The sequence below is a fragment of the Maribacter sp. IgM3_T14_3 genome (assembly GCF_049603095.1).
In the GTDB taxonomy this organism is placed as follows: domain Bacteria; phylum Bacteroidota; class Bacteroidia; order Flavobacteriales; family Flavobacteriaceae; genus Maribacter.
Map to the genome: position 1 here is coordinate 4499872 of NZ_CP187138.1, position 24561 is coordinate 4524432.

Here is a 24561-nt window from a genome sequence, read left to right on the forward strand (position 1 = left end):
TATTAGTGGAATTCATCAATCAATTAAACAAATAACATGATTAAAAAAGGAAAGCGAAAAGTGCGCTTAAGGTGGCTTTGCGTCACAAGTATTATTGTTTTATTACTCAGTTATACTCCAATTTTAGCTCAAGAAAATTATACCATAAGTGGTAAAATTTCTGACATTGATAACGGTGAAACTCTGTTTGGGGCATCGGTGTTTTTAGAGGGAACAACAATTGGTGTAGTAACTAATGAATATGGTTTCTATTCCATTACAGCCCCAAAGGGCGAATATCGCTTACTCATTACTTATATGGGTTATGCAGATATTAAACAGGATGTAAACCTGAATAAAAATCAGAATTTCAATTTTGAAATTTCTGAAACTTCTACAAAATTAGATGAAGTGGAAGTTACGGCAGAGGAGTCTGAGATTGCCGTTTTACGTAAACCAGAAATGAGTGTTCTTAAAATGAACATTGAAACCGTAAAACAAATGCCAGTAGTTTTGGGCGAAGTTGATATTCTAAAGTCTTTACAGATGTTACCGGGTGTTACCAATAATGGTGAAGGTACTGGCGGATTTCATGTGCGTGGCGGTGCAGGGGACCAAAACTTAGTGCTGTTAGATGAGGCTATTATTTACAATACATCGCATATGTTCGGTTTTTTCTCTGTCTTTAATGCAGATGCCATAAAAGATGTAAAATTATACAAAGGTGGTATACCTGCTAGATATGGCGGTCGTGTATCTTCAGTTTTAGATGTACGTCAAAAAGATGGGAACAGTAAGCGGTTTGCAGCTACTGGTGGTATCGGTATCATATCTAGCCGATTGGCTTTAGAAGCTCCTTTATTTAAAGAAAAAGGTTCTTTTTTAATTGCTGGTAGAAGTTCGTATGCCAATCTATTATTGAAAGCGGCCGGGCAAGATAATAGCGTTGGTTTTTATGACTTAAACCTAAAGACCAATTATAAGATAAATGCAAATAACAGGCTTTTTCTTTCTGGTTATTTTGGAAGGGATTCTTTTGAACTAGGGGATACTTTTAGTAATTCTTACGGTAATTCTACCGGAAACCTACGTTGGAACCATATTTTTAACGACAAGCTTTTCTCAAACCTTTCTGCTATCTATAGCAAGTACGATTATAAATTAGGTCTTACTTTTGCCGAGTTCGACTGGGTTTCGTCTATTACCAATTACAATCTTAAATATGATCTTAAATATTATTTCAGCGATACCTTTAAACTAGATTTTGGAGGAAGCGGAATATATTATGAATTTGATCCAGGCGAGATAAAACCAACTTCTGAAACCTCGGCTGTAAATCCGTTACTGTTAGACCGGAAAAAGGCTATCGAAAGCGGCGTCTACGTAAATGCAGAACATAAATTGACAGAGAAACTAACGGCTCAATACGGTTTTCGTTATAGTGCGTTTACAAGATTGGGTGGTCAACCCATGACGGAATATGAAAATAACCAACCGGTAGTCTACAATTCAGACTTAGGTATCTATGAACGCGGTACTGCAATAGGGGAGACAGTTTATGATAGTGGAGATGCCATTAAATCTTTTGGAAATTTAGAACCTAGAGCTTCACTTGCCTATACAATTGACGATAATTCTTCATTAAAAGCTGGTTTTTCTAGAGTGGCGCAATACATTCATTTATTATCAAATACTTCTTCTGCAACGCCTTTAGATGTTTGGGCACCTAGCGGACAATATATTGACCCTCAACTATCTAATCAATATGCTTTGGGTTACTTCCGTAGTTTTAAGAATAAGGCTTATTCTATGGAAGCTGAAGTGTATTATAAGAATACCGATAATAGAATTGATTATATAGATGGTTCAGACCTTATTGGACAAAATACCATTGAAACCGAGATTTTAACTGGGGAATCTAGAGCATACGGATTAGAGCTATTGTTCCGTAAAAATGAAGGGAAATTTACAGGATGGATTGCTTACACCCTTTCCAAATCTGAACAAAGAACACCTGGTGGTATTGCTGGCGGACTAGGTATTAACGATGGTAATTGGTATAATACTCCGTATGATAGAACTCACGATATTTCCATTTCTGGCTCCTATCAATTAAATGAAAAATGGAGTTTTGGAACCAATCTTGTTTTTCAAACAGGTAGACCGGTTACATACCCAAATGGTCAATATGAGTATGAAGGTGTTTCCATTGCCAGTTATTCCGACAGAAATTCTGATAGACTACCGGCTTATCATCGTTTAGATCTATCGGTTAATTATAAACCGAACAGAAAGCCAAATGCGAAATTAAAAGGAGAATGGGTTTTAGGTCTGTACAATGCGTACAATCGTAAAAATGCAGCTTCTGTTTCATTTGGCCAGAATATAGAAACAGGGGCTAATGAAGCTACCAGAACTGCTATTTTCGGTATTGTGCCTTCATTAACGTATAATTTCAAATTTTAAAACATGCAAAATCCAATAAAATTTATAGCATTTATATTTTTATGTACTATGGGGTCATGTACAGATGTGATTGATGTTGATGTACAGACCGATACCATACGCTTAGTGGTAGAAGCTTCTCTAGATTGGGAAAAAGGTACTTCTGGTAATGAGCAAAGTATAACGTTGCGCACATCTACGCCATTTTTCGATACCCAAAGTACAGATGTAGTTGGGGCAGAAGTTACGGTAACCAATGATGTTAATGGAGAAGTTTATCTCTTTACGGACCAAAATGATGGAACCTATACAACCACTACATTCAATCCGCAATTAGAAGCTAGTTATACATTAGAAATTATTTATGACGGACAAACATATACTGCAAATGACACCATGAATCCGGTGGCAGATATTATAGATGTATTTCAAGATACAGAAGATGGTTTTGATGATGAAACCATTGAATTACATATTGTTTTTAACGATTTTGAGGCGGAAGGGGATAATTACTTTTTTAAGTATGAAAGACCACAAGATCTTTTACCAATACTAGAATCAGGTGATGATGAATTTATAAACGGTAACGAGGTAGATTGGTGGTTCGAGATAAATGAAGATGATGATGAAGAGGGAGAAATAAAACCATTAGCCCCAGGTGATGTTGTAACTGTAAATATGCACAGTATTTCTAGACCCTATTACAATTATATTGATATTGTAATCAATCAACTTGGTGGTGTCGGTCTTTTTGAGTCTACGCCAGTAGCAATAAAGGGTAATTGTATTAACACAACAAACCCAGATAATTACGCACATGGCTATTTTAGGGTTACTCAGAAAAATACGGTAATCTATACGGTAGAGTAGAAAGGGTATTGATATCAAAAGAAAACCAAGCGCTAAAGAATTTAGGGCTTGGTTTTTTTATTTCTAAAGAAGTTTTTATGTTAGGTGTCTAGAATAGAATTCTTTTAGATTTAGGAAGACTATGTTTGCTTTTGCTTTAGTTCTTTATTAGCAAAAGTATTTTTCCGCCAAGATTGCGTTTCGGGCGAATCAATTCAATTTGCGAACAGTTTTTCCATTCTGACTGCATAAACTTTTGCCGTTTTGTTTACATTCTACTCCGTTGAGTTATTGCCTAAAATATTTGGGAACAAGTTGAGATATTTACAACTAGGAAAAGCAAGATTAAATTTTAATTATCGATTTTTCTGTAGTGTTATATAGTTATTGGAAGAGGAAAGAGTCAATGTCCCGTCCTTAATAGCTCTTATTTGATATACTATTTTTCTGGAGGAAGTTGTAATGGTGAGTGTATTATTATCAGAAAGACTCCAAGTACCAGAAGTTATTTTCTTATTCTTCACAAATGAAATAGAAAAGTCTTTTTTAAAAGAATACCTGTCTTTAAATCTAGGGTAGGGATTTGATCTATATTTTGAATGAGTTACTGCCGTTGTGAACCAAACTCCTATTAAATCCTCTTCATTGATTCTATTTTGGAAAGTGGAATCTAATTCTTGAATACTTTTAAAATTTTCTCGATTTGATTTAGAAATTTGATTTTCCTGACCAAAACTTGATAAACCAAAAAAGATGATAAACAAAGCTATTAATTCTCTCATAAAATGATTGAAACAAGAATCATTCCAATTTAAGAACCGCAATTAACATCGTAACAGGTTTATATATTTATTACGGATTAATAGTAAATATTATATTTAGGGTCATTTAATATTTTTGCTAACGCCAAAGCTAAGATTAGTGCGGAAGCAAGGAAACTGTAAAGTTTGCGTCTAGGCACAAAGACAAAGCTTTTTGTTTGCGTTTATTTTTTTTATTGTTAAAATGTCAAATCAAAGAGATTTGACGACCTTATAAAAATAGACAGACTTTTGAATTAATACCAAACCACCGCATTAATTTTAGGTATTGTTAGCAAACGTATTTTTCTGTTGAGCTATTTTTTGACGTATTGAGTACCCTCTTTTGTTAGAGGTAGGTAGCGGATGATTTATTAAAGATAAGTGCTATTTGGGCTTTTTGATATAAGCTCCTTCTTTCCAATGCTTTTCTTTTTCATACCAATCAAGAAGTTCACCCATAAAACCGTGAAGAGCGGCTAGACCAGTTGCTTGCATGAAGTTTATAGAGCCATCCATTTCTCTAATAACAATCAATTTTTTGTGTAGAGGCTTATTACCTTTTAAATTGAAAGTATGTGTATTACCTACCTTCAAATAGGTTTTTGTTTCAATTTTACTGCTTTCAAGAAGCTTTTTAACTATAAATTCAGCGTCGGCTAGTGGATAAGGAGGTTTAGACATAAATTAACAGGCAATATCCAATTTTTCTGCAAATTGTTCTCCTGTTTGCATTACTTGTCCAAATACTTGGTTTCTTTGAGAAACTTCAAACGATAATGTAGTTATGCCTTTTTTAGTATCTCCATGATTCCAACCTAATACTCTTAACTCAGTTTCTAAACCGTTACCGAATTTTTCTGCATTAATACAAAATAGAGTAATAGCTTCTCTCACAGCTTGGTCTATATCAGACTCGTCTTTTGCGAAAGTAGAAATAGCAAATAAAGGAATATTGACAGACAAGAATCCATCTTCAATTGTTTTGTCCCAAACAGGCATAACAACAGATATGGTATCTAATTTACCTCTATTTCTTTTAATTTCTATATTTCCAGAAATTGTGTTTGCTTTCATGATTAATTGTCTTTGTTGTATCTACATAACAAATCTACAATAAACGTACCAATCTAATTATATATGGTATATACTATGTATTTATAATGTATTTACTTTTGATAGTTTTTTTCTATTGTTGTGTTTGTCGTTTAACTTGCCATTAAGTTACTAAAAACTAACGGATTAATCTAATTTTTTATTGTTTAAAATTAGTGAAATAGAACAAATCTAAAGATGTTTAGTTATTTAATTTATAATTTGGAAGATATGTTTGCTAACGTCTCGGCTCGTATGTTTGGTTCTAAGTTTGAAGATAATATATTCTGAATGATAAATTAGTTTAAAGGAAGGGTGATTTCGTGGTTGGGCTAGATACTAAATAGAGATATCGTCGCTTAGGTTTACGCTCTTCCTGAACTGATTTATTAAAGCATTATTTTAGATAATCAATAATAAGCTTAACTAGAAGGGATAATGGCTTTTGGGCTAGATACACTTTAGGGTGATATCGTTTCATAGAAATCCCGCCCTTCTATAATTTTCTTGGAATCTGAACAGTACCTAGGTCCTTTGGATAGAGATCGAATCAAGTGCGAGCAAAGATGATAAAGAGAATTACAGCTTAAAAACCGAAGAAATGGAAAAGTATTTAAAACAGAGTCTTGGCATCGATGTTTCAAAATTGAACTTGTCATTATCACTAGGTTCCCTAAATGAAAATTTAGTTAAGGAATTCGAGTCCCATCCCGATGTATCCAATGATATAATGGGTTATAAGGTACTCTTGAAATGGCTGAAGGCATCTGTCGATCCCGATGTGGAATTGTTGGTGGTGATGGAAGCCACGGGCGTTTACCATCAAGGTATTGCGCATTTTCTGTACGAGCAGGGCTATAGCGTTTGTGTAATGCAATCCGGTCGTGTAAAGCGCTATGCGCAGAGTTTGGACCAACGTTCCAAAACGGATGCACTCGACAGTAGAATGCTAAGTATGTTAGGTCTGGAAAGGAACATTCGACTATGGCACCCGCCCAGTGAGGAGTTGCAGGAGCTAAAAGGACTGAGCAGGGAACGTAGTTCATTGTTGAACGATAGAACGATGGAGACCAATCGACAAGGAGCTATCGCATCGAGCGTTCATAGTAATGCAAGGGCATTGAAAAGGCACAAGATCAGATTAAAGCTTCTAAACACGCAGATAGCGGCTGTCGAAGAAGATATGCGACTTCTGATCTCTAAAAATGAAGTATTGAAAAGGAAGCTGGATTATTTGATAAGTATACCTGGTATATCGTTTATATCGGCGGCTACGGTGATCGCAGAAACGTTGGGCTTCGAATCTATAGTCAATGCCAAGCAATTGGCGAGCTACGCCGGTTATGATGTGGTATTGAGGGAATCGGGAAACTTCAAGGGAAAGACCAGGATCAGTAAAAAAGGGAACAGCCATATAAGGGCGGTACTGCACATGCCCTCGATGACCTGTGTACGCTGTAACCCAACTTTGAAACAGTTCTACAATAGACTGAAGCCGAACAAGGCAAAGCCGTTGGTGGCACTTGTAGCGGTGCAGAGAAAACTATTGATCTTAATGTACACCTTATGGAAGAACGAAGAAAATTATGATGCTAAATTTGAAATAAAAAAGCAGCAAAAGCATGAAGCTCTTGCTGCGCGGGATAACAGTTTGATAAATCAACCTGTTTCCTAAATTATTAAAGAAAAAACTTGTTTTTCAACACAGTACCTAAGCGTAGTGTGGTAGTTAGGAAACTTTTCGTTTCCGTCTGAGCACGTAGCTAAAGCTTATTGTTTAGTTTTATTTTTTTTGTCCAAAGCTAAATCCATAAGATTTAGCGACATTATAAATATACACAGACCTTTTGGTTTTAGCCTAAAGTCCGCATTACGTTTAGGTCTTGTTGCCATTAGTTGCGAAACATAAGAGTAAGCACAGGCTCTTTACGCAGATTACATAACGATTAGTCAATGATTCCATTTCGATTGCACAACGATTGCGTAGATTGACACGTTCTGAAATCCGCTCGAGTAAAGTCCATTTACGTAACGGATGTGTTTGTCAAAATAAACTTAAGGGTTCTCGGAGGCTAAAATAGAATGTTTCATATAATAGTTGTTTTGCCCTAGGGTAAGAAGATTTATACATTGTACTTTGTGTTGGTGAAGAGTTACAGTTAATATCAAAGTTTTTAGCAAGTTTAATTGCTCTTTTCATGTGTAAAGGGTCAGAAACTAATAATGCACTTTTGAACCCAAGAGAATCCATTATATACTTTGATTGTTCCAAGTTTTCTATTGTGTAATTAGATTTTTCCTCTATAATAATTTTATTTTCAGGAACACCCTTTTCTATTGCATAAAACCTAGCGGTTCTGCTGTCTGATTGTTTTTGCCCTTTACCAAATCCTCCCGTAAAGATTATCCTATCAACTATATTTTTATTATAAAGTAGAATACTATGATTTATTCTTTCTCTAAAAACGGGGGAAAGTTTTCCATCATTCGTTCCTGCTCCAAGAACTATAGCTACATCAGATTTATTTTCGTTATACTCAAATGAGTAATTATAAATTCTGATTGCATTTAGCAAGAAGTAACCTATAATCAAACTAATTAAAATTATATATTTCCTATTTGTAAATTTCACTTGTATTAGTTTGAAAATATATTTTCGAGCTATTAATGGCAACGTACGGATATATGTACAATTACACATATCCCCATTTTAAATTAATATAATTAGCTGGTAATCTAAAACCCACTTTTCAACATTTATAAACAAGTAATTTTAAAATGTAATCGTCACCACCAAACCACAAAAAACTTTTCAAACTCCGTATCATTTTTCTTCATCCAAACTAAAGGCGATTTTTGTTTAGCTAATTGTAGTTTAATAGCTAATAGTGCATCGGTATATGAAATCCATTCTATATTTACTTCTGGGTTTAGTGCCCATTCTTTTTTTGTTGGAATATAAAATTGGTAGTTTCCAAAAGCATCGGTTGTAAAGTTCTTTAACCGTAGCCAATAGCCGACAATACAATTCTTATTTAATGGACTTAGATGTAAAGCTTCGAAGTTGTAAGGTTTAAAGAGTTGCGCCTTAAAACAAGTTTGATGTATCAATTTAGAAGCATCGATATTTAAACTGGATAATACAGCTGTACCAGCTTCTGAATGTAATAATGCAAATTGCTTGTTCTTTATTTTCTCCATTTTCATAAAGAATGCATCACTTTTATTCGGTCCTATTAATTGGTGCAAAGGCTCCGATATGTCTGGGTTTATGATATAAAATTTATAGGTCAATTCTACATGTATAATCTGTTTGGAAGTAGCATCCTTCAGTATAAAATCGATTTCCCCTAGGGTTTGTTTTCCTTCTCGTATGGGTAAATTATACACCAGTACGTCAAATTGAGAGGAATGCTCTAACAACTGTTTACAGATAGATTCCATCTGATGCCCTAATCTTAAATTATCGGGTATTGGAGCAGGAGAGAAGCTTTCCAAATCTACCACTGGAAAATTAAACTGTTCTATTCCAAACTGTTCATTTTTCCATATTGGTGGAGTATTTAAAAAACTTTGATACTGCTTAATCAATGTCAATTCTTCGTTGATAGTTTTGCTTTTGCTCGAAGTTACTTTAATTAAATGTCATTGCGAGCACAGCGAAGCAATCTGTAACTTTGGAACACGAAACAAACAGATTGCTTCGTCGCTAAAAAGCTCTTCACAAAGATGAACCTGTAAGCGCAACACGTAATCCGCAAAGCGTAGGGCGAATAACGTCCAGCGATTCGTACCCAAAGTCTAATTTTAAACGAACAACCAACAACCAACAACCAACAACCAAAAAATTAAACAACAACGTTAACATTTCTTAAATACGACGAGCATCCAATGTAAAAGTGTTAATTTTATACTATGGCTATGAACGAAAGAAAAGGGTTCCGCTTTGAAACTTACGAAGCACCCGAACAATCGATTTTTGATAGGCTATTTGATATTTTTCAAGAGCTTATTACACATACATCTGGAGACTTTGACGAGGCTATAGATTGGTTACGTGAATTGGACAAGGAGTATGAACTTACTACTGAAGATTACACCATTGAAGACTTTATAGAAGAATTAAAGGCTAAGGGTTACATACGCGAAGAGTTTAAAGATGGCGGTGGCGACGCACATGACGGAGAAGAAGGTTCTGGTGGTGGAGATATCTCCATTACCGCAAAGATGGAACGTATAATTCGTCAGCGTGCTTTAGACCAAATTTTTGGTAAACTTAAAAGAAGTGGTGCAGGTAATCATAAAACAGGTAAATCTGGACAAGGAGATGAGCATACGGGCGACTTAAGAGAATACCGTTATGGCGATGGTCTGGAAAATATATCTATGACCGAGAGCCTTAAAAATGCGCAGATCAATCATGGCATGGGCAGTTTTCAGCTAAGTGAAGATGACTTGGTTGTTGAAGATACGCAGCACAAAGCCCAAATGAGTACTATATTAATGATAGATATTAGCCATAGTATGATTTTGTATGGTGAGGATCGTATTACTCCGGCTAAAAAAGTAGCTATGGCGCTGGCAGAATTGATTACCACGAGATATCCTAAAGATACTTTAGATATTCTAGTATTTGGTAACGATGCCTGGCCGATACCGATTAAAGATTTGCCGTATTTAAAAGTAGGCCCGTATCATACCAATACAGTGGCTGGTCTGCAATTGGCGATGGATATGCTTCGTAGAAAACGTAATACCAATAAGCAGATATTTATGATCACCGATGGTAAGCCAAGTTGTCTTCGCATGCCAGACGGTACATATTACAAGAACAGTGTTGGTTTGGATGATTTTATTGTGGAGAAATGCTATAATATGGCGAGACAGGCTCGTAAACTTCATATACCGATAACAACATTTATGATCGCTCAAGATCCTTACTTAATGCAATTTATTCGCCACTTTACTGAGGCTAATAAAGGCAAGGCATTCTTTACCGGATTAAAAGGTTTAGGAGAAATGATTTTTGAAGATTACGAAGCAAATAGAAAAAAAAGATTGAAATAAGACTAAGAAAATTTTATGAAATTAGATTATAAAAAAATACGCACACTAGGGGAGTTAAAAGCTGCCGGATACGAAACCAAAAGTGTAAAAGATGAGTTAAGAGATAATCTTATCGAGAAAATTAAAAAAGGGGAAGATGCTTTTCCTGGGGTTTGGGGTTATGAAGATACTGTAATTCCTGAATTGGAGCGTGCTATTCTTTCTCGCCACAATATTAATTTATTAGGATTACGTGGTCAGGCGAAAACACGTTTGGCGCATTTAATGGTGAATCTGTTAGATGAATACATACCCGTTGTAGAAGGTTCTGAAATTAATGATGATCCTATGAAACCGATGTCTAGATATGCCATGGAGCTTATCAAAGAAAAAGGCGATGATACTCCCGTTACTTGGATGCATAAAGACGAACGTTTTGCTGAGAAATTGGCTACTCCTGATGTAACCGTGGCAGATTTAATTGGCGATGTAGACCCCATTAAAGCAGCAAATCTGAAATTATCATATGCAGATGACAGAGTGATTCATTTCGGAATGATACCTCGTGCCAACCGTTGTATTTTTGTAATTAACGAACTACCAGATTTACAGGCACGTATACAAGTATCTTTATTTAATATATTAGAAGAAGGAGATATTCAAATTCGCGGATTTAAATTAAGATTGCCGTTAGATATTCAGTTCGTATTTACGGCTAATCCAGAAGATTACACCAATAGAGGTAGTATCGTTACTCCGCTGAAAGATAGAATTGGGTCTCAGATATTAACGCATTACCCAGATGATATTGAAATTGCTAGAAAAATTACAGAGCAAGAAGCGAAGTTAGATTCTCGCCAAACAGATGCTGTCTATGTGCCAGATTTAGCAAAAGACTTGTTAGAGCAAATCATTTTCGAAGCACGTGAAAGTGAATATGTAGATGCTAAAAGTGGTGTGAGTGCCCGTACTAGTATTACTGCTTTTGAAAACTTACTGAGTACTGCAGAACGCAGATCATTATTAAATGGTGGTGACCATACGATGGTTCGCTTGAGTGATTTCTTAGGTATTATTCCCTCAATTACAGGAAAGATAGAATTAGTATATGAAGGTGAGCAGGAGGGAGCAGACGGAGTTGCGGCTATATTAATCGATGATGCTGTAAAATCTTTGTTTCCGAAATACTTCCCAAAAATTAATAAACTAGAACGTAAAGATGAAGAAACGGTTTATGACGAATTGTTACATTGGTTCTTTCAAGGTGAGGGTATTGAATTAATGGACGATTTTACTGATGAAGAGTACAAACGTGCTTTAGATAGCATACCCGCTTTAAATCAATTATTGAAAGATCACCAACCAGGTTATGATGTTAAAGATGTATATTTCTTAAAAGAACTCTTACTCTGGGGATTGGTATCCTATAAAAAATTGAACAAACAGCGCTTTACAGATGGGTTTGAGTTTAAAGACCTCTATAGCAGTTTCTTAAAAGATATTTAGTGGACTTCACCAGAGTATATCAAATAGGTGTTTTATAGAAAATACCTGAAAATTAACAAAAGTAAATTTTCGAGTTAAGTCACAGATTGATCAAACCTCGATTAAAATTTAAAAAAGCCCTATCCAAATCGGATAGGGCTTTCTCTTTTTCATAGCAAAATTAAAATTATTGTAATTGATAAGCAGGCAGTTTAAATATAAAAGAACTTCCTTCATAGGGTTTGCTTAGAACCACTATGGTGGTATCATGTAAATCCATTATTTTCTTAACGATAGCTAAGCCTAATCCTAGTCCTTGTTTCTTGGTATGTTCATCGACTTGCTTATAGCGATCAAAAATGAATGGTTGATCATTTACCGGTATACCGTTGCCGGTGTCCGTAATATTTATTTCTATTTGTTTACCCATTTTCACAAGGCTCAAAGTTACCTTGCCATTAGGCTCTGTGTACTTAATCGCATTTTCAATTAAATTCTGTAATGCCCTTTCCACTAAACCTATATCTGCATAAGCCATGTAGTTTTCTTCAGGGTTTTCTAGTTGTAGATGTATTTGTTTCTGTTCGGCCAATAGCTTGAATTTAGCTATTAGATCATGCGATAGCTCTGTAATTGAAAATGGTTCTTTAATAGGGGTGACCTGTTCAGCCTCCAATTTCGAATATTCAAATAGTTGATTAATTAAACTTGAAAGTTTGTCTATGTTACTATGGGTAATCTGTAAATATTCTTCTTTCTGCTGTTCAGTCAGTGTGTCTTTCTTAATCTGTAGCGTTTCTATATATCCTTTTAAAACAGCTAAAGGTGTTCGAAGATCGTGAGATACATTTGCGATTAGCTCTCTACGTAGATTATCGACAGATTTCATTTTATCCATGTTATCTACAATGGTATCTGCCATTTCATTAAAAGAAAGGGCAACCACTTCAATATCCGATTGCTCAGGATTCTTAATTCTAATATCCAGATCACCTTCTTGAAATTTACGTACCGTCTGGGTAATTATTCGAAGGTTTTTGGTCAAAAACCATATACTTAATATTCCTACGAGAGCTGCAAAAAGCATGGTGAGTACTATAGCTCCTATACTTAGTTTGGTGAAATACGTTCCGAAGAGGTTATCGCTTATGAGTGCCAATTCTTTTCCTGCAACTATAATATAAATATACCCCTCATGCCCATCGACAGAAAAAGGTGCGGCAGAAAAGATATTTTGCGCTTCAGAATTCAGAGGGTCATCACCTAAAATGAATTCTTCGCCTTTGGTTTCGATAAACTTATGTATAGGCTCAAGAGAAACCGATTTCATAGGCTCATTATCATTGTGCTCTAGCACTACGGAATATAGTATGTCGCCAGATTTATCAAGAAGATAGACCTCAATACCTCGATTTACGGCCATCATATCGTGCATAAGATCTCCGAAAAGAGCCTTATTAACGGTCCCATCTTCTAAAAACGGTGCGGCATTTTGAAACTTTTCTTGAATTACGTGATCTGCAACATTAGCATTTATTCGTTGTGTAATTGCCTGGTTGTAGTTTAATGTAAGATATCCGGTAATGAATATATAGGACGCCCCCATCAAAACAATTAAGAATATAAAGGCTATCCATAATTTTTTGACCAACTTGGGCGTAAGTGTTTTTTCTTTATTTATCATGCCATTATCTCTTCATTAAATTTATAGCCCACGCCCCAAGTTGTTAAAATATAATTTGGGTTTGCCATATCAGATTCTATTTTGGCTCGCAACCTATTAATATGAGAATTTACCGTGTGCTCATAGCCTTCAAAATTGTATCCCCATATGATATTCAATAATTCGGTTCTAGTATAATTTCTACCAGGGTTAGAAGCCATAAGCACTAACAGTTCAAATTCTTTGGGTGATAATTCTATTTTATAATCGCCTAATACTACTTTTCGCTTATCAACATCAATCGATAGACCCTCAGCCAAAATAATTGAAGTATCGGGCTGTTTTGTTTCTACTTTATTTGATCTTCGAAGTACTGCCTTAATTCTTGCCAAAAGCTCTCTTATACTAAAGGGCTTCGTCATATAATCGTCTGCACCTATTTCTAAGCCTAAAACACGATCTATCTCTTCAGATTTTGCGGTTAACATAATTACAGGCGTATTTTTGGTAGCACGAAGCTTTCTACAAATCTCAACTCCGTCTAAACCAGGCAGGGTAAGATCCAAAAGAATTAACTCGTAATCATTTTCTAGGGCTAAATTTAGCCCTTCGATACCATCCATTGCCATGGTGGTTTCATAACTAACATCAGAAAGGTGTAGCTCTAGTAGCTTAATGATTTCAGGATCATCTTCAATAATAAGTATACGTGTCATAATGAATTACGAATAAAGAAAAAAAGTATCACAGAAAAATCACAATGAACAGAAAATAGTCTTAGTCACTGTAATTTAGATTATAAGTCAGTCGAGTATTACCTTGATAATTACAATACTAACGGATTTAATAGAATTTTCTCGTAATAATTCTGAAGTTTAAGAGCAATCGTAGACATACCTTTTTAAGAAGGACATCGCTTATAGCAACCTATTCCAAATAAAAAGCCCTCGATAATTACTTACCGAGGGCTACATATATTTTTTAAGTATTAGTTATTTCCAGTGGTCAACATGTTGGTTCATATCATCGAATATATAAGTGCCGACCATTTCTTTTCTATATACTACAGCTAAAAGCGTTACCAATAATAAAACTGCGTATAATGTCAACATTAAATAACCGATAGGTAAGAATGTACCCGGTATAAGATGATTTTCAAAATCTGAGTAACTGGACAATACGATTATAGTTTCTACCAATTTATATAGGTACACCAATGAAATGATATAAAGAATATATTCTAACGTTCGCATTGGTGGGTCACTTAACTCTTTCTCTTTAATTTTAAACCAGAGTACATATAGAAAGACGAAGTGTATTATAGATAAAATAGGAAAGATGTAATTATCAATTTTAAAAAAGTAAAACTTATTGGTATATAACCCGTAAAAACTAAAGATATTCAATAAAAAAAGTACAATAATTGAAACAATTAAGGTTCGTTTCCAAGTAAATAATCCTTTAATAGAATTCATAAAATTTAGTTTTTATGGTCTAAGGGGAACCATAGTTTCGCTGCAAGTAATGGTATGATTGTGGTTTTTTCCAAACAAATCGACGAACGGTTAACTTTGTTGTTCAAGACCTTTATTTTAGGGTAACCACACACTAATATTACTATTTTTTTTAAACATTAACAATAATTTACCTATAATACTACTGTAGGAATTAATAGTGTAATAATCTGTTTGAAACCGGGTTCGGCAGATGATGGGTAAGAAGACAATTTACATGATGTGTTTAGTAATTATGATAATGTAATTACATTTACAAAATGAAGAAACTGCGTTTTTGTTATTTGGTACGTCTGCAATATTTGGGCTTTAGATTTAATGGTTGGCAGGTGCAACCTAAACTACGCACTATTGTAGGCATGCTCGATAAGACATTCACCTTTTTATACCCCGATACACCCTATAAAATTTTAGGTGCGGGCAGAACCGATGCTAAAGTCTCTTCATTAGATGGTGCATTTGAACTTTTCGTTAAAGAACCATTAGTAGACTTAGATATTTTTATACAAGATTTTAACAAAAACCTTCCATCAGATATTCGTTTACTTTCGATAGCACCTATTGATCAAGATTTTAATATTATAAAGGATAGTAAAATTAAGGAGTATACCTACTTCTTTTCCTTCGGAAGCAAGAATCATCCGTTTAGTGCACCTTTTATCACAAATTATCTAGACCATCTAGATTTGGGGTTAATGAAGCAGGGAGCCTCTTTGTTTGAAGGGATGCATGATTTTAGTGTGTATACCGCATCGATAAAACCTACAACAATTGCCGTTCGAGAAATTGAATCTTGTAGTATTGTACCCAATGATATTTTGACAGCTAATTTTTTTCCTGAACACAGTTATATTTTAAAAATTAAAGGGAAAGGTTTTATAAGGTATCAAATTCGAATGATTATGGGGGCATTGGTACAACTTGGTAAATATGAGCTTACTTTAGAAGAAATTAAGGCTTCTTTACTTACAGGGTCTACTCATAAACTAAATACTATTGCACCTGGTTCTGGTTTAATTTTAAACAAGCTTCAGTTCAATAACTAGTTTGTAGTTTAATATATTTATAAAAAATTGTTCATGGCAGTAAATAAGAAGCTAAACTTCCCTAAACGTAAAAAGAAAAAATCGCGCCAGCAGAATAAGCTAGGTAAGGCACCCGGTACCATAAGCTACATGGGCGATAAAGAGCTTAGTGATAGTATAATTTACAGCACAACCTATAACCCTGATGGGTTTGAAACTACCGAGTTTGCAAACTTAGATCACTTTTTTAAAGAGGAACGAGCAGATAAAATATCATGGATCAATGTTGTTGGTATTACTGATGAACTTTTTATCGAAAAAATAGGTAAGCACTTTAACTTGAACCCTTTGGTGCTTGAAGATATCGTTAACACTGAACAGCGCCCCAAGATAGATGAATACGAAGATTATATTTTTGGGATTTTTCGTATGCTCTATATTTCTGAGGAAGATGAAATTGTTGGCGAGCATATCGCTATCATTTTACATGAAAATACAGTTTTAGTTTTTCAAGAAGTGAAGGCTGATGTTTTTGACGGTTTACGTGAGCGTATTACTGGTAAACTTGGTCGTATTAGAACTAGAGGTGCAGATTACTTATTCTTTGCTCTATTAGATGCAATAGTGGATAATTACTTTTTGGCTATAGAAAATTTAAATAATAGGATTGAAATTTTAGAGGAAGAAGTTTATAACAATCCAGAACCTGTTGTAGCCAAAAATATACAGCAATTAAAAAAAGAGGTGCTTAAAATTAGAAGGTGGGTATTCCCCGTAAAGGAATTAATAAGTAGACTTATAGATACCGATAATCCACTGATAACTAAAGATACCAAGTTATTTTTACGTGATGTACATGACCATACGGTTGAAATTAATGAAAGCTTACAGATATATCGCGAAATGTCTATGAGTTTGATGGAAATGTACATGAGTAACATGAGTAATAAAATGAACGAGGTGATGAAGGTACTAACCATTATGGCTTCCATTTTTATTCCTTTGACGTTTATTGCAGGTATCTACGGTATGAATTTTGACCATATGCCCGAACTTCATTATAAATATGGATACTACGTTGTATGGGTAGTAATGATCGCTCTTTTAGTGGGAATGATTTTTTACTTCAAAAAGAAAAAGTGGCTTTAATCCAAAACTAAAAATTCAGTTTTCACTATATCTCTCAAAAGCAATTCCATTAAATAATAATTTTTATGGGTCATTGCTATCGTTACCTTTCATATAACTTGCTAATATCTTGAACACAAGATAATAGCGATTTAATTACTGTCACTCACAGTATTTTAAATCTTTTATAAACTCTAAAATAAAATATATGAAAATGAAAACTGCTTATATGTATATTGCTGCATTGTTATTATTATCAGGCGGCTTGTGGGCACAAGAGAAAAATCAAGAAGTACTTGATACCAAAATTTCTAAATCGTACACAACTAATGATGGAAAAAAACTGGTTAAAAATACTGTAGAAATTACTACAACCCGATTAAATAGTGTGGAGACTTCTGAAGAAGATGAAGGCGAAATTGATCAAGATAGAGTCTTGGATGGTGTTTCGACCATCATTAAAACAGTTCAAATCGATAATGACGATGATGACGAGTTTGATGAAAAAATAGTATTTAGCTACGAATCGAACACACCTGAGGACTTTGTTCTAGTTTCAAAAAATGATGAATTAGTTGTTGCTATGAATGAAGGTGAAAATTTAAAGATCGTTGAAAATCTAAACTTAAAAAGTAAAGAAGTTTTAAATGATAAAACCACCTATATTTTTACAAATGAACAGGGCGAGAATTTAGAATTTCTTGTTCAAGAATATAGCAAGCCTAACGATACAGTTACTTTAAAAAATTAGTAATCTGATATCTTAAAATATAAAGAGCCGTATACACGGCTCTTTTTTTTATCCATTATTTTCAAACTTTTATAATTCAAATAGATCTGAAGACAAATAGCGATCACCTCTATCGCATACAATAGAAACAATGACACCGTGGTCTAATTCTTGGGCTAGGCGTAATGCAACCGTCGCTGCGCCGCCACTACTCATACCTGAAAAAATACCTTCTTCTTTTGCCAATCTCCGAGCCATAGTTTTAGCCTCCAGTTCATTGACCTCCATAATACGGTCTACTTTTTTAGGATTAAATATTTTTGGTAAATATTCTTGCGGCCATTTTCTAATGCCTGGTATACTAGCATTATCGCTTGGTTGAACACCTACTATTTGCACATTGCTGTTTTTCTCTTTTAAGAAGGTAGACGTACCCATTATGGTACCTGTCGTACCCATAGACGACACAAAATGGGTTATTTTACCACCGGTATCTTTCCATATTTCAGGACCAGTTGTTTTATAATGTGCTTTCCAATTGTTTTCGTTTCCAAATTGGTTCATCATTATATAACCTTCATTGGCAACTTTACTTTCCGCATAATCTCGAGCGCCTTCAATACCTACATCAGCAGATGTTAAGGTTACTTTGGCACCGTACGCTCTCATGGTCTGCACTCTTTCCTTGGTAGCATTTTCGGGCATTACCAATTCAATATCTAGTCCGTATACACCAGCTATCATAGCTAAAGCAATACCGGTATTTCCACTGGTAGCTTCAATTAGTTTGTCATTAACTGTAAAATCGCCATTGTCATAACCTGTTTTTATCATGTTATAGGCTGCGCGATCTTTTACACTGCCACCTGGGTTATGCCCCTCTAATTTAAAATATAGAGAAACATTAGGGTTTGTATTTAGTACTCGTGACTTTACTAGCGGGGTATTGCCAATAAGTGATAATAAAGTATTAGACATGCGGTAATGTTTTAATTTTAATTTCTGGTTTATGAAAAACCGTTGAATTTGGTGGTACTGAAGCTGTGATCCAAGCGTTACCGCCAATAACACTATTCGCACCTATAATAGTATCACCGCCTAAGATGGTAGCATTTGCGTAAATAGTTACATTATTATCTATGGTCGGATGCCGTTTGGTCTGCTGTAATTTTTTGGCAACAAAGAGTCCGCCAAGGGTTACACCTTGGTAAATTTTGACGTCATTTCTGATAATGGCCGTTTCTCCGATGACAACTCCTGTACCATGGTCAATGTGAAAAGATTTTCCTATTTGTGCGCCAGGATTAATGTCTACACCTGTTTGCCTGTGTGCATATTCTGTCATTAATCTTGGTACTAATGGAAAGCCCATTTTATATAACTCATGCGCCAACCTATATACCGATATGGCATAGAAACCTGGGTAAGCCATATACACTTCTTCAATAGATAACGAGGCAGGGTCACAGTTTACGGTTGCTTCTGCATCGAGATTTAAGCTTTCCAAAACTAACGGAAGCTTTTCTACATAATTCTCCCAAACTTTCTTACAAGGCCTTTCACTCTCCCAACAAGCTAAATCTACAAGTTCATCAAATTGTTTTTCAAGTGCGTCTAAACTTTCGGCTACTGGTGTTTCAATATCAAATAGCATATAGAAAAGTAGGTCGGTAAACTTCTCCGTATTTCTTTTTAATCGAAATCTTAAATTCGGCTGTTTCTTATGTGTATTAATCTTCTCGATTATAGATCGATGGTCCATGTGTTTGCATTAATTGATCAAAATTAACCAAATAACTAAAAGTACTTCTCTTCTTATGGTTAACTTTAGCTTAAAATCACAAGAGTTAGGTCGTATGTTAGAAACGAATATTACAAAAGGTACATTTCAATTTTTAAACACACTAAAGAAAAATAATAATAGAGAGTGGTTTACAGAACATAAGTCAGCGTTTAAAGTAGAGGAGACGAAGGTGAAAAGCTTCTTTAGCCATGTGCATGATTTACTTAAAACACATGACGAAATTGAAAAAATGAAGGTATTTCGAATTTACCGAGATGTTCGTTTTTCAAAGAATAAAACCCCTTATAAAAGTAATTTCTCTGCTTCTTTTTCTAGAGCCGGTAAACATAGAAGAGGTGGATATTATTTGCAGATAGAGTCAGGTAATAGCTTTGTAGCAGCAGGATTCTGGAATCCGGAGAAGGATGATTTATTGCGTATTCGAAAAGAATGGCAGGTAGATACTACTGAACTAGTTGAAATTATTAATGATACGAAATTTAAAAAGGTCTGGGGACAAATTGTTGGCGATGAATTAAAAACAGCACCAAAAGGCTTTGATAAGGAAGATCCAAATATCGAATTTATACGAATGAAGCAGTTTATTTTTGTTAAAAAATTTACTGATGACGAAGTACTCTCCAATAATTTTGCAAATGAGGTGAACGATAGTTTTCAAACTATTAGACCATACTTTGATCTCATGAGTAGTATTTTAACGACTACGATGAATGGTGAATCTTTATTGGATTAGTTCATGCTTCTCAAAAATTTGAATTTGATCTTGCAATCTTTTTACAACCATATTCATCATTCTTTTGTTCAAAGCAGATGAGTTTTGAATGTAGTTTTCGTATTCCTCTACGGTAAAATGACCGATAATCATTCCTTTTAATGAATTTCTATATTTGATGTCTTTTTGAATGGCTTTGGCTATATAATCTAATCGTTTTTCAAGTTTTAGCTCGTAAAAGGTATTTTTCATTTTTTTAATGTAATTCTGAAAAGAAGCCAATAACAAATCGTTCTGAAATTTGATTATTGGTCGCAATGTTTCATTCTGAAACCGCTCATCATCACTCATGTCTGGCATTATTTTGGCAGAGGTAATTGTTGGTCGAATTGATTGCAATTGCTGTGTCCTGTCCATTATTTTTTGATTTTATTTAAAGGTACGTATTAGATAAAACTCATGATTACCACCCAAAAGAAGTTTTTAACCTGTTATGAACATTATCGTTTAAAGCAAAAATTAGCACTCTAAATTAGGGTAATCATAAATCTCTCTGTCGACAATTATTAATATGTAACTATTTAATACTTCAATTGTTACTATTGGCAATTCGTAGTTGCTAAACCATTGGAAATGGTAGTTTTCCTTTTTTTCAACATAACTTTGCACCGTAATTTTTTAAATAGGAAACTATGAGATTTCATACAAGAAAATTAGTGAAGCCAGGTGATTTGAATTCTAACGGAACATTGTTTGGAGGTCAATTACTAGCTTGGATAGATGAAGAGGCTGCTTTATATGCAATTATTCAATTAGAAAACGGAAAGGTAGTTACCAAATATATGTCTGAGATTAATTTTATGAGCGCCGCTGTAAAAGGTGACGTTGTTGAAATTGGAATTGAAGTTGTCAAATTTGGTAAAACATCGTTGACCTTAAATTGCGAGGTTCGTAATAAAATGAACCATGAGACAATTGTAACGGTCGATAATATAATTATGGTGAACCTTGGGGAGAATGGAAAACCTACTCCGCATGGTAAAACGAAAATTGAGTTCGTTAAAGATCGTTTAGCAGCCTTGGGTGAAGATTATTAAATCTCACCCAATATTTTCGCCTGAGCCTGAACTTCGTCTAATACACGCATAAGGTTACCGCCCCATAATTTTGCAATGTCTTCTTCTGAGTAACCGCGTTCTACAAGTTCTAACGTTACATTAAAGGTTTCCGACGCATCGTTCCACCCCTCGATACCGCCTCCACCATCAAAATCTGAACTTATACCGACATGGTCTATACCTATTAGTTTCACCATATAGTCTATATGGTTTACAAAATCGGCAACATTTACGGCAGCTGGCGCGTCAGTTTTATTTTCAACCAAGCCCTTACCAATTTCAAGTACTTTAGGGTAGTTTTCCATAAAAGCTTCTTTTTCAGTATCGGTCAGACTTGAAAACTGAGAACGCTCATACCAAGCTATTTCTAATGAATCAGCAACTTTCTGGTAAATAGATTTCATATATGCTGCTCTGGCGTCATGCTTTTCAGTATTTAAATAAGAGCTAAATGCTACGGTTTGCACCACCCCGCCATTTTCTTTCATCATCATTAATTGTTCATCATCAAGGTTACGGCTGTGGTCGCATAACGCCCGTGCTGACGAATGCGATGCTATAATTGGTGCTTTTGACAATGCTATCATTTGCTTCATCGCTTCTTTTGAAGGGTGCGAAACATCTATCATTATACCTAGCTTATTCATTTCTATTACCGCTAACTTTCCTAAATCACTTAATCCATTATGTAACCAAACATCATCTGCTTCACCGGTATTTGAGTCAGAGAATTGACTGTGGCCATTGTGCGCCAAAGAAATATAACGTGCCCCTAAATCATTGTACGTTTTAAATTGGGTTAAATCTGTACCGATAGGGTAGGCGTTTTCAACTCCGATCATTGCAGCCTTTTTTCCAGCCCCAACAATTCGTTTTACATCTGCAGAAGTTAAAGCCAATTCTATTTCATCGGGTGCAATTTCTTCACACAATTTATGAATAGCCTCGAATTTTTGAATAGCGTTCTCTTTTGCCTTGCCATAACCATTATCGGTAAGCGTATCTTGACCTGTATAAACGATAAGCCAAGTGACGTCTAAACCGCCTTCTTTCATCTTTGGTAAATTAACTTGGGTATCTAACCTCTGACTGTAATTTACACTGTCTGAGAAGTTTTTAACATTGATGTCATTATGGGTGTCAATGGTGATAACATCATCGTGAATTCGATGTGCTTTTTCTAAGGTAGATTCCTCAATTTTTTCTTTTTTTTCTCCGCAAGAGATAATGGTTGTAAGACACAGAAAAACGATAAGCTGCTTCATGAAGTGAGTTTAGACCTACAATTTAAGTGTATTCACAACAAATAACCACTCTTAGGGAACATTTTATTGTTCTCGCAACAGTATTGATGCATTTTTAGGTAATAATAAATACCAACCCCCTTAAACTAAAGAATACCTATTTATGTCAATTTCAAAAACTAAGGATTTACTTGGTCAATTAGCGCAACTTGAAAGAACCGTTAGCGAGTTCTCTTTTGAAGAGTTAAGTGCCGACGATGCTAAGATCTTAAAAGGTTCATTTAATACCTTTCGATCTAGTTTAGAAAATCATATTTACGAGCCTAAAAAAGTTGCAGTTGTTTCGAATACTATCGAACCCTCTAATGATGAAAATCAAGAGATATCACAAAAACAATTCATTACGCATATTAGTCATGAAATTAGAACACCATTGAACAGTATTATTGGTTTCGCCAATTTATTGAAAGATGAAAAACTAACTAGTGGTCAACATAAAAAGGTAGATGCCATACAGTTTGCATCTAATACATTATTAAAGCTTATAAATGAAGTGTTAGATTATTCTAAGATTTCTTCTGGCGCTTCCAATTTTGAAACGGTCGATTTTAACTTACATAGTTTACTTAAAGATGTTATGTTTTTATGCGAAACTTTGATCGTTGATCGCAAAATTGAACTTTTAGTAGAGATTGATGAGAATGTACCTAAAATTATAAAGGGCGACCCTTCAAAATTATCTCAAGTTCTGCTCAATCTTTTAGGTAATTCTGTAAAGTTCGTTGAACAAGGTTTTATAAAATTAGAGGTATTTAGCAAAGAATCTTATGATAACCATTGCGTGCTAGAATTTTCTGTAGCAGATACCGGTATTGGCATTGCTAAAGAAAAAATCGACACGATTTTTAACCGTTATATGCAAGCAGAGACAGATACCTCAAGTAAATATGGCGGTACGGGACTCGGTTTAACGATTACAAAAGAAATAATTGAGAAACTTAAAGGAGATATAGAAATTGAAAGTACCATCGATAGCGGTACTACGGTAACCTTTAGATTGCCTTACCCTAATGGTAAAAACATAGGTGCTTCTAAAAAATCGAAAAAACCATATAAGAATTTAAAAGGTCAGCATTTATTAGCAGGTACTGAGATTATGGTTTTTGAAGACAACCAAATGAATACACTTCTAATTGTCGAGCAATTAACGAAATGGGGTTGCAAGGTGCATGCGAATGTTTCTTTAACTGAAGGTCTAGAAATTCTTGATTCTAGTAATGTAGATCTTATTCTAATGGATTTAAAAATGCCTACCCAAAACGGATTTGAGGTTTCTAAGATTATTAGAACTCACCAAAACGATAAAATTAAGTCTATACCAATTGTTGCTTTTAGTGCAGATTTCACCGAACAGGATAGCACAGAATGTAGGGCAATAGGAATTAACGATTTTCTATTAAAACCATACAGCTTAAACGATTTAATGATGACCATTTTAAAGAATAAAAAAAGTAAAGTTGAACTCGAAGATTTTTCTTCAATACTTCAGAAGCCAATGATAGAACCTAAAGAAACCACGGTTGTTGATCTAAATCATCTTTTAAAAGATTGCTTTGGTGAGATAGATATGCTGAACGAGCTAGTAAAATTATTTAAACTGAACGCTATCGAATTCATTGGTAATGTTACCATTCATTTAAAAACTGATAACCTAAAAGAGATCGCATTATCTGCTCATAAATTAAAAGCAGGTTTTGCCATGATAAAGGCTGACGGAATGCGAAAACTAATCGTTGATATTGAGGCAAGTTGTAAAGCAAACAAAGTAGAAAGAGTAAAAGAATTATATGAAGTTTTCTTGATTGATTATCCGGTATTGGAAGAGAACCTTACCACGGAGTTAACATTAATGAACAAAAAGTAA

23 protein-coding genes are annotated in these 24561 nt (G+C 34.6%); 11 read left to right on the forward strand and 12 right to left on the reverse strand.

The genetic code is table 11. The features are described 5' to 3' along the window. The first annotated feature begins 36 nt into the window (after nucleotides 1-36). Nucleotides 37-2445 carry a TonB-dependent receptor gene (locus ACPF9A_RS19855; RefSeq protein ID WP_423999753.1) on the forward strand — a complete coding sequence of 803 codons (2409 nt, stop codon included), beginning with the start codon at nucleotides 37-39 and terminating at the stop codon, nucleotides 2443-2445. Between the two features lie 3 nt (nucleotides 2446-2448). Continuing rightward, the gene (locus ACPF9A_RS19860; RefSeq protein WP_423999755.1) at nucleotides 2449-3294 is read left to right on the forward strand and encodes a DUF4249 family protein; all 846 of its coding nucleotides are present in this window, start codon (nucleotides 2449-2451) and stop codon (nucleotides 3292-3294) included. Between the two features lie 335 nt (nucleotides 3295-3629). Here ACPF9A_RS19860 and ACPF9A_RS19865 read toward each other — a convergent pair whose 3' ends face one another. The 3 genes from ACPF9A_RS19865 to ACPF9A_RS19875 form a co-directional block, all read right to left on the reverse strand. Then, the gene (locus ACPF9A_RS19865) at nucleotides 3630-4055 is read right to left on the reverse strand and encodes a lipocalin family protein (RefSeq protein ID WP_423999757.1); all 426 of its coding nucleotides are present in this window, start codon (nucleotides 4053-4055) and stop codon (nucleotides 3630-3632) included. 405 nt (nucleotides 4056-4460) lie between these two features. Continuing rightward, complete coding sequence (locus ACPF9A_RS19870; protein WP_423999759.1) at nucleotides 4461-4757, reverse strand: hypothetical protein; 297 nt, start codon at nucleotides 4755-4757, stop codon at nucleotides 4461-4463. 3 nt (nucleotides 4758-4760) lie between these two features. Next, a complete protein-coding gene (locus ACPF9A_RS19875) occupies nucleotides 4761-5150 on the reverse strand; it encodes a hypothetical protein (RefSeq protein WP_423999760.1) in 390 nt (129 codons plus the stop codon). A gap of 619 nt (nucleotides 5151-5769) precedes the next feature. On the opposite strand from ACPF9A_RS19875, the gene ACPF9A_RS19880 reads away from it, so the two are divergent. Then, nucleotides 5770-6843: an IS110 family transposase gene (locus ACPF9A_RS19880; RefSeq protein ID WP_423999762.1), complete on the forward strand. Its 1074-nt coding sequence runs from the start codon at nucleotides 5770-5772 to the stop codon at nucleotides 6841-6843. 369 nt (nucleotides 6844-7212) lie between these two features. On the opposite strand, the gene ACPF9A_RS19885 is transcribed toward ACPF9A_RS19880, so the two are convergent. Then, complete coding sequence (locus tag ACPF9A_RS19885; protein ID WP_423999764.1) at nucleotides 7213-7800, reverse strand: YdcF family protein; 588 nt, start codon at nucleotides 7798-7800, stop codon at nucleotides 7213-7215. A 155-nt stretch (nucleotides 7801-7955) separates the two neighbouring features. Further along, on the reverse strand, nucleotides 7956-8765 hold the full coding sequence (locus ACPF9A_RS19890) for a DUF1853 family protein (RefSeq protein ID WP_423999766.1): 810 nt from the start codon (nucleotides 8763-8765) through the stop codon (nucleotides 7956-7958). Nucleotides 8766-9083: 318 nt separating this feature from the next. Here ACPF9A_RS19890 and ACPF9A_RS19895 point away from each other — a divergent pair, with 318 nt between their 5' ends. Then, complete coding sequence (locus ACPF9A_RS19895) at nucleotides 9084-10235, forward strand: vWA domain-containing protein (RefSeq protein ID WP_423999768.1); 1152 nt, start codon at nucleotides 9084-9086, stop codon at nucleotides 10233-10235. A gap of 15 nt (nucleotides 10236-10250) precedes the next feature. Beyond that, entirely contained in the window at nucleotides 10251-11720 is a 1470-nt protein-coding gene (locus ACPF9A_RS19900; RefSeq protein ID WP_423999770.1) for a magnesium chelatase, read from the forward strand. Nucleotides 11721-11886: 166 nt separating this feature from the next. On the opposite strand, the gene ACPF9A_RS19905 is transcribed toward ACPF9A_RS19900, so the two are convergent. From ACPF9A_RS19905 to ACPF9A_RS19915, 3 genes are all read right to left on the reverse strand, one after another. Further along, nucleotides 11887-13383 (reverse strand): sensor histidine kinase, encoded by a 1497-nt coding sequence (locus ACPF9A_RS19905; RefSeq protein ID WP_423999772.1) that lies wholly within the window; start codon nucleotides 13381-13383, stop codon nucleotides 11887-11889. Further along, complete coding sequence (locus ACPF9A_RS19910; protein WP_423999774.1) at nucleotides 13380-14078, reverse strand: response regulator; 699 nt, start codon at nucleotides 14076-14078, stop codon at nucleotides 13380-13382. The genes ACPF9A_RS19905 and ACPF9A_RS19910 overlap by 4 nt, the downstream gene beginning before the upstream one ends. A 276-nt stretch (nucleotides 14079-14354) precedes the next feature. Continuing rightward, entirely contained in the window at nucleotides 14355-14837 is a 483-nt protein-coding gene (locus ACPF9A_RS19915) for a hypothetical protein (protein WP_423999776.1), read from the reverse strand. A 299-nt stretch (nucleotides 14838-15136) separates the two neighbouring features. Here ACPF9A_RS19915 and ACPF9A_RS19920 point away from each other — a divergent pair, with 299 nt between their 5' ends. The 3 genes from ACPF9A_RS19920 (at nucleotide 15137) to ACPF9A_RS19930 (ending at nucleotide 17780) form a co-directional block, all read left to right on the forward strand. Then, on the forward strand, nucleotides 15137-15922 hold the full coding sequence (locus ACPF9A_RS19920) for a tRNA pseudouridine(38-40) synthase TruA (protein ID WP_423999778.1): 786 nt from the start codon (nucleotides 15137-15139) through the stop codon (nucleotides 15920-15922). A gap of 33 nt (nucleotides 15923-15955) precedes the next feature. Then, a complete protein-coding gene (gene corA / locus ACPF9A_RS19925) occupies nucleotides 15956-17050 on the forward strand; it encodes a magnesium/cobalt transporter CorA (RefSeq protein ID WP_423999780.1) in 1095 nt (364 codons plus the stop codon). Nucleotides 17051-17243: 193 nt separating this feature from the next. Beyond that, a complete protein-coding gene (locus ACPF9A_RS19930) occupies nucleotides 17244-17780 on the forward strand; it encodes a hypothetical protein (RefSeq protein ID WP_423999782.1) in 537 nt (178 codons plus the stop codon). Between the two features lie 69 nt (nucleotides 17781-17849). Here ACPF9A_RS19930 and cysM read toward each other — a convergent pair whose 3' ends face one another. Together cysM and epsC are read right to left on the reverse strand one after the other, a co-directional pair. Then, nucleotides 17850-18737, reverse strand: a complete 888-nt coding sequence (gene cysM / locus ACPF9A_RS19935; RefSeq protein WP_423999784.1) for a cysteine synthase CysM — start codon at nucleotides 18735-18737, stop codon at nucleotides 17850-17852. Further along, nucleotides 18730-19521 (reverse strand): serine O-acetyltransferase EpsC, encoded by a 792-nt coding sequence (gene epsC / locus ACPF9A_RS19940; RefSeq protein WP_423999786.1) that lies wholly within the window; start codon nucleotides 19519-19521, stop codon nucleotides 18730-18732. The genes cysM and epsC overlap by 8 nt, the downstream gene beginning before the upstream one ends. A gap of 94 nt (nucleotides 19522-19615) precedes the next feature. Between epsC and ACPF9A_RS19945 the strand changes: the two genes are divergently transcribed. Further along, nucleotides 19616-20296, forward strand: a complete 681-nt coding sequence (locus ACPF9A_RS19945) for a DUF2461 domain-containing protein (protein WP_424004537.1) — start codon at nucleotides 19616-19618, stop codon at nucleotides 20294-20296. On the opposite strand, the gene ACPF9A_RS19950 is transcribed toward ACPF9A_RS19945, so the two are convergent. After that, a complete protein-coding gene (locus tag ACPF9A_RS19950; protein WP_424004539.1) occupies nucleotides 20285-20695 on the reverse strand; it encodes a glyoxalase in 411 nt (136 codons plus the stop codon). The genes ACPF9A_RS19945 and ACPF9A_RS19950 overlap by 12 nt on opposite strands. Nucleotides 20696-20967: 272 nt before the next feature. Between ACPF9A_RS19950 and ACPF9A_RS19955 the strand changes: the two genes are divergently transcribed. Further along, nucleotides 20968-21372 (forward strand): acyl-CoA thioesterase, encoded by a 405-nt coding sequence (locus tag ACPF9A_RS19955; RefSeq protein ID WP_133687533.1) that lies wholly within the window; start codon nucleotides 20968-20970, stop codon nucleotides 21370-21372. On the opposite strand, the gene ACPF9A_RS19960 is transcribed toward ACPF9A_RS19955, so the two are convergent. After that, nucleotides 21369-22658 carry a dipeptidase gene (locus ACPF9A_RS19960; protein WP_423999788.1) on the reverse strand — a complete coding sequence of 430 codons (1290 nt, stop codon included), beginning with the start codon at nucleotides 22656-22658 and terminating at the stop codon, nucleotides 21369-21371. The two genes, ACPF9A_RS19955 and ACPF9A_RS19960, sit on opposite strands and share 4 nt — an antisense overlap. Before the next feature lie 142 nt (nucleotides 22659-22800). On the opposite strand from ACPF9A_RS19960, the gene ACPF9A_RS19965 reads away from it, so the two are divergent. Continuing rightward, nucleotides 22801-24561 (forward strand): ATP-binding protein, encoded by a 1761-nt coding sequence (locus ACPF9A_RS19965; RefSeq protein ID WP_423999790.1) that lies wholly within the window; start codon nucleotides 22801-22803, stop codon nucleotides 24559-24561.

Excerpts from the sequence above, each read along its gene's own strand:
- ACPF9A_RS19855 (WP_423999753.1), top strand. The coding sequence starts at position 37 with ATGATTAAAAAAGGAAAGCGAAAAGTGCGCTTAAGGTGGCTTTGCGTC.
- ACPF9A_RS19860 (WP_423999755.1), top strand. The coding sequence starts at position 2,449 with ATGCAAAATCCAATAAAATTTATAGCATTTATATTTTTATGTACTATG.
- ACPF9A_RS19865 (WP_423999757.1), bottom strand. The coding sequence starts at position 4,055 with ATGAGAGAATTAATAGCTTTGTTTATCATCTTTTTTGGTTTATCAAGT.
- ACPF9A_RS19870 (WP_423999759.1), bottom strand. The coding sequence starts at position 4,757 with ATGTCTAAACCTCCTTATCCACTAGCCGACGCTGAATTTATAGTTAAA.
- ACPF9A_RS19875 (WP_423999760.1), bottom strand. The coding sequence starts at position 5,150 with ATGAAAGCAAACACAATTTCTGGAAATATAGAAATTAAAAGAAATAGA.
- ACPF9A_RS19880 (WP_423999762.1), top strand. The coding sequence starts at position 5,770 with ATGGAAAAGTATTTAAAACAGAGTCTTGGCATCGATGTTTCAAAATTG.
- ACPF9A_RS19895 (WP_423999768.1), top strand. The coding sequence starts at position 9,084 with ATGGCTATGAACGAAAGAAAAGGGTTCCGCTTTGAAACTTACGAAGCA.
- ACPF9A_RS19900 (WP_423999770.1), top strand. The coding sequence starts at position 10,251 with ATGAAATTAGATTATAAAAAAATACGCACACTAGGGGAGTTAAAAGCT.
- ACPF9A_RS19905 (WP_423999772.1), bottom strand. The coding sequence starts at position 13,383 with ATGATAAATAAAGAAAAAACACTTACGCCCAAGTTGGTCAAAAAATTA.
- ACPF9A_RS19910 (WP_423999774.1), bottom strand. The coding sequence starts at position 14,078 with ATGACACGTATACTTATTATTGAAGATGATCCTGAAATCATTAAGCTA.
- ACPF9A_RS19915 (WP_423999776.1), bottom strand. The coding sequence starts at position 14,837 with ATGAATTCTATTAAAGGATTATTTACTTGGAAACGAACCTTAATTGTT.
- ACPF9A_RS19920 (WP_423999778.1), top strand. The coding sequence starts at position 15,137 with ATGAAGAAACTGCGTTTTTGTTATTTGGTACGTCTGCAATATTTGGGC.
- corA (WP_423999780.1), top strand. The coding sequence starts at position 15,956 with ATGGCAGTAAATAAGAAGCTAAACTTCCCTAAACGTAAAAAGAAAAAA.
- ACPF9A_RS19930 (WP_423999782.1), top strand. The coding sequence starts at position 17,244 with ATGAAAACTGCTTATATGTATATTGCTGCATTGTTATTATTATCAGGC.
- cysM (WP_423999784.1), bottom strand. The coding sequence starts at position 18,737 with ATGTCTAATACTTTATTATCACTTATTGGCAATACCCCGCTAGTAAAG.
- epsC (WP_423999786.1), bottom strand. The coding sequence starts at position 19,521 with ATGGACCATCGATCTATAATCGAGAAGATTAATACACATAAGAAACAG.
- ACPF9A_RS19945 (WP_424004537.1), top strand. The coding sequence starts at position 19,616 with ATGTTAGAAACGAATATTACAAAAGGTACATTTCAATTTTTAAACACA.
- ACPF9A_RS19955 (WP_133687533.1), top strand. The coding sequence starts at position 20,968 with ATGAGATTTCATACAAGAAAATTAGTGAAGCCAGGTGATTTGAATTCT.
- ACPF9A_RS19960 (WP_423999788.1), bottom strand. The coding sequence starts at position 22,658 with ATGAAGCAGCTTATCGTTTTTCTGTGTCTTACAACCATTATCTCTTGC.
- ACPF9A_RS19965 (WP_423999790.1), top strand. The coding sequence starts at position 22,801 with ATGTCAATTTCAAAAACTAAGGATTTACTTGGTCAATTAGCGCAACTT.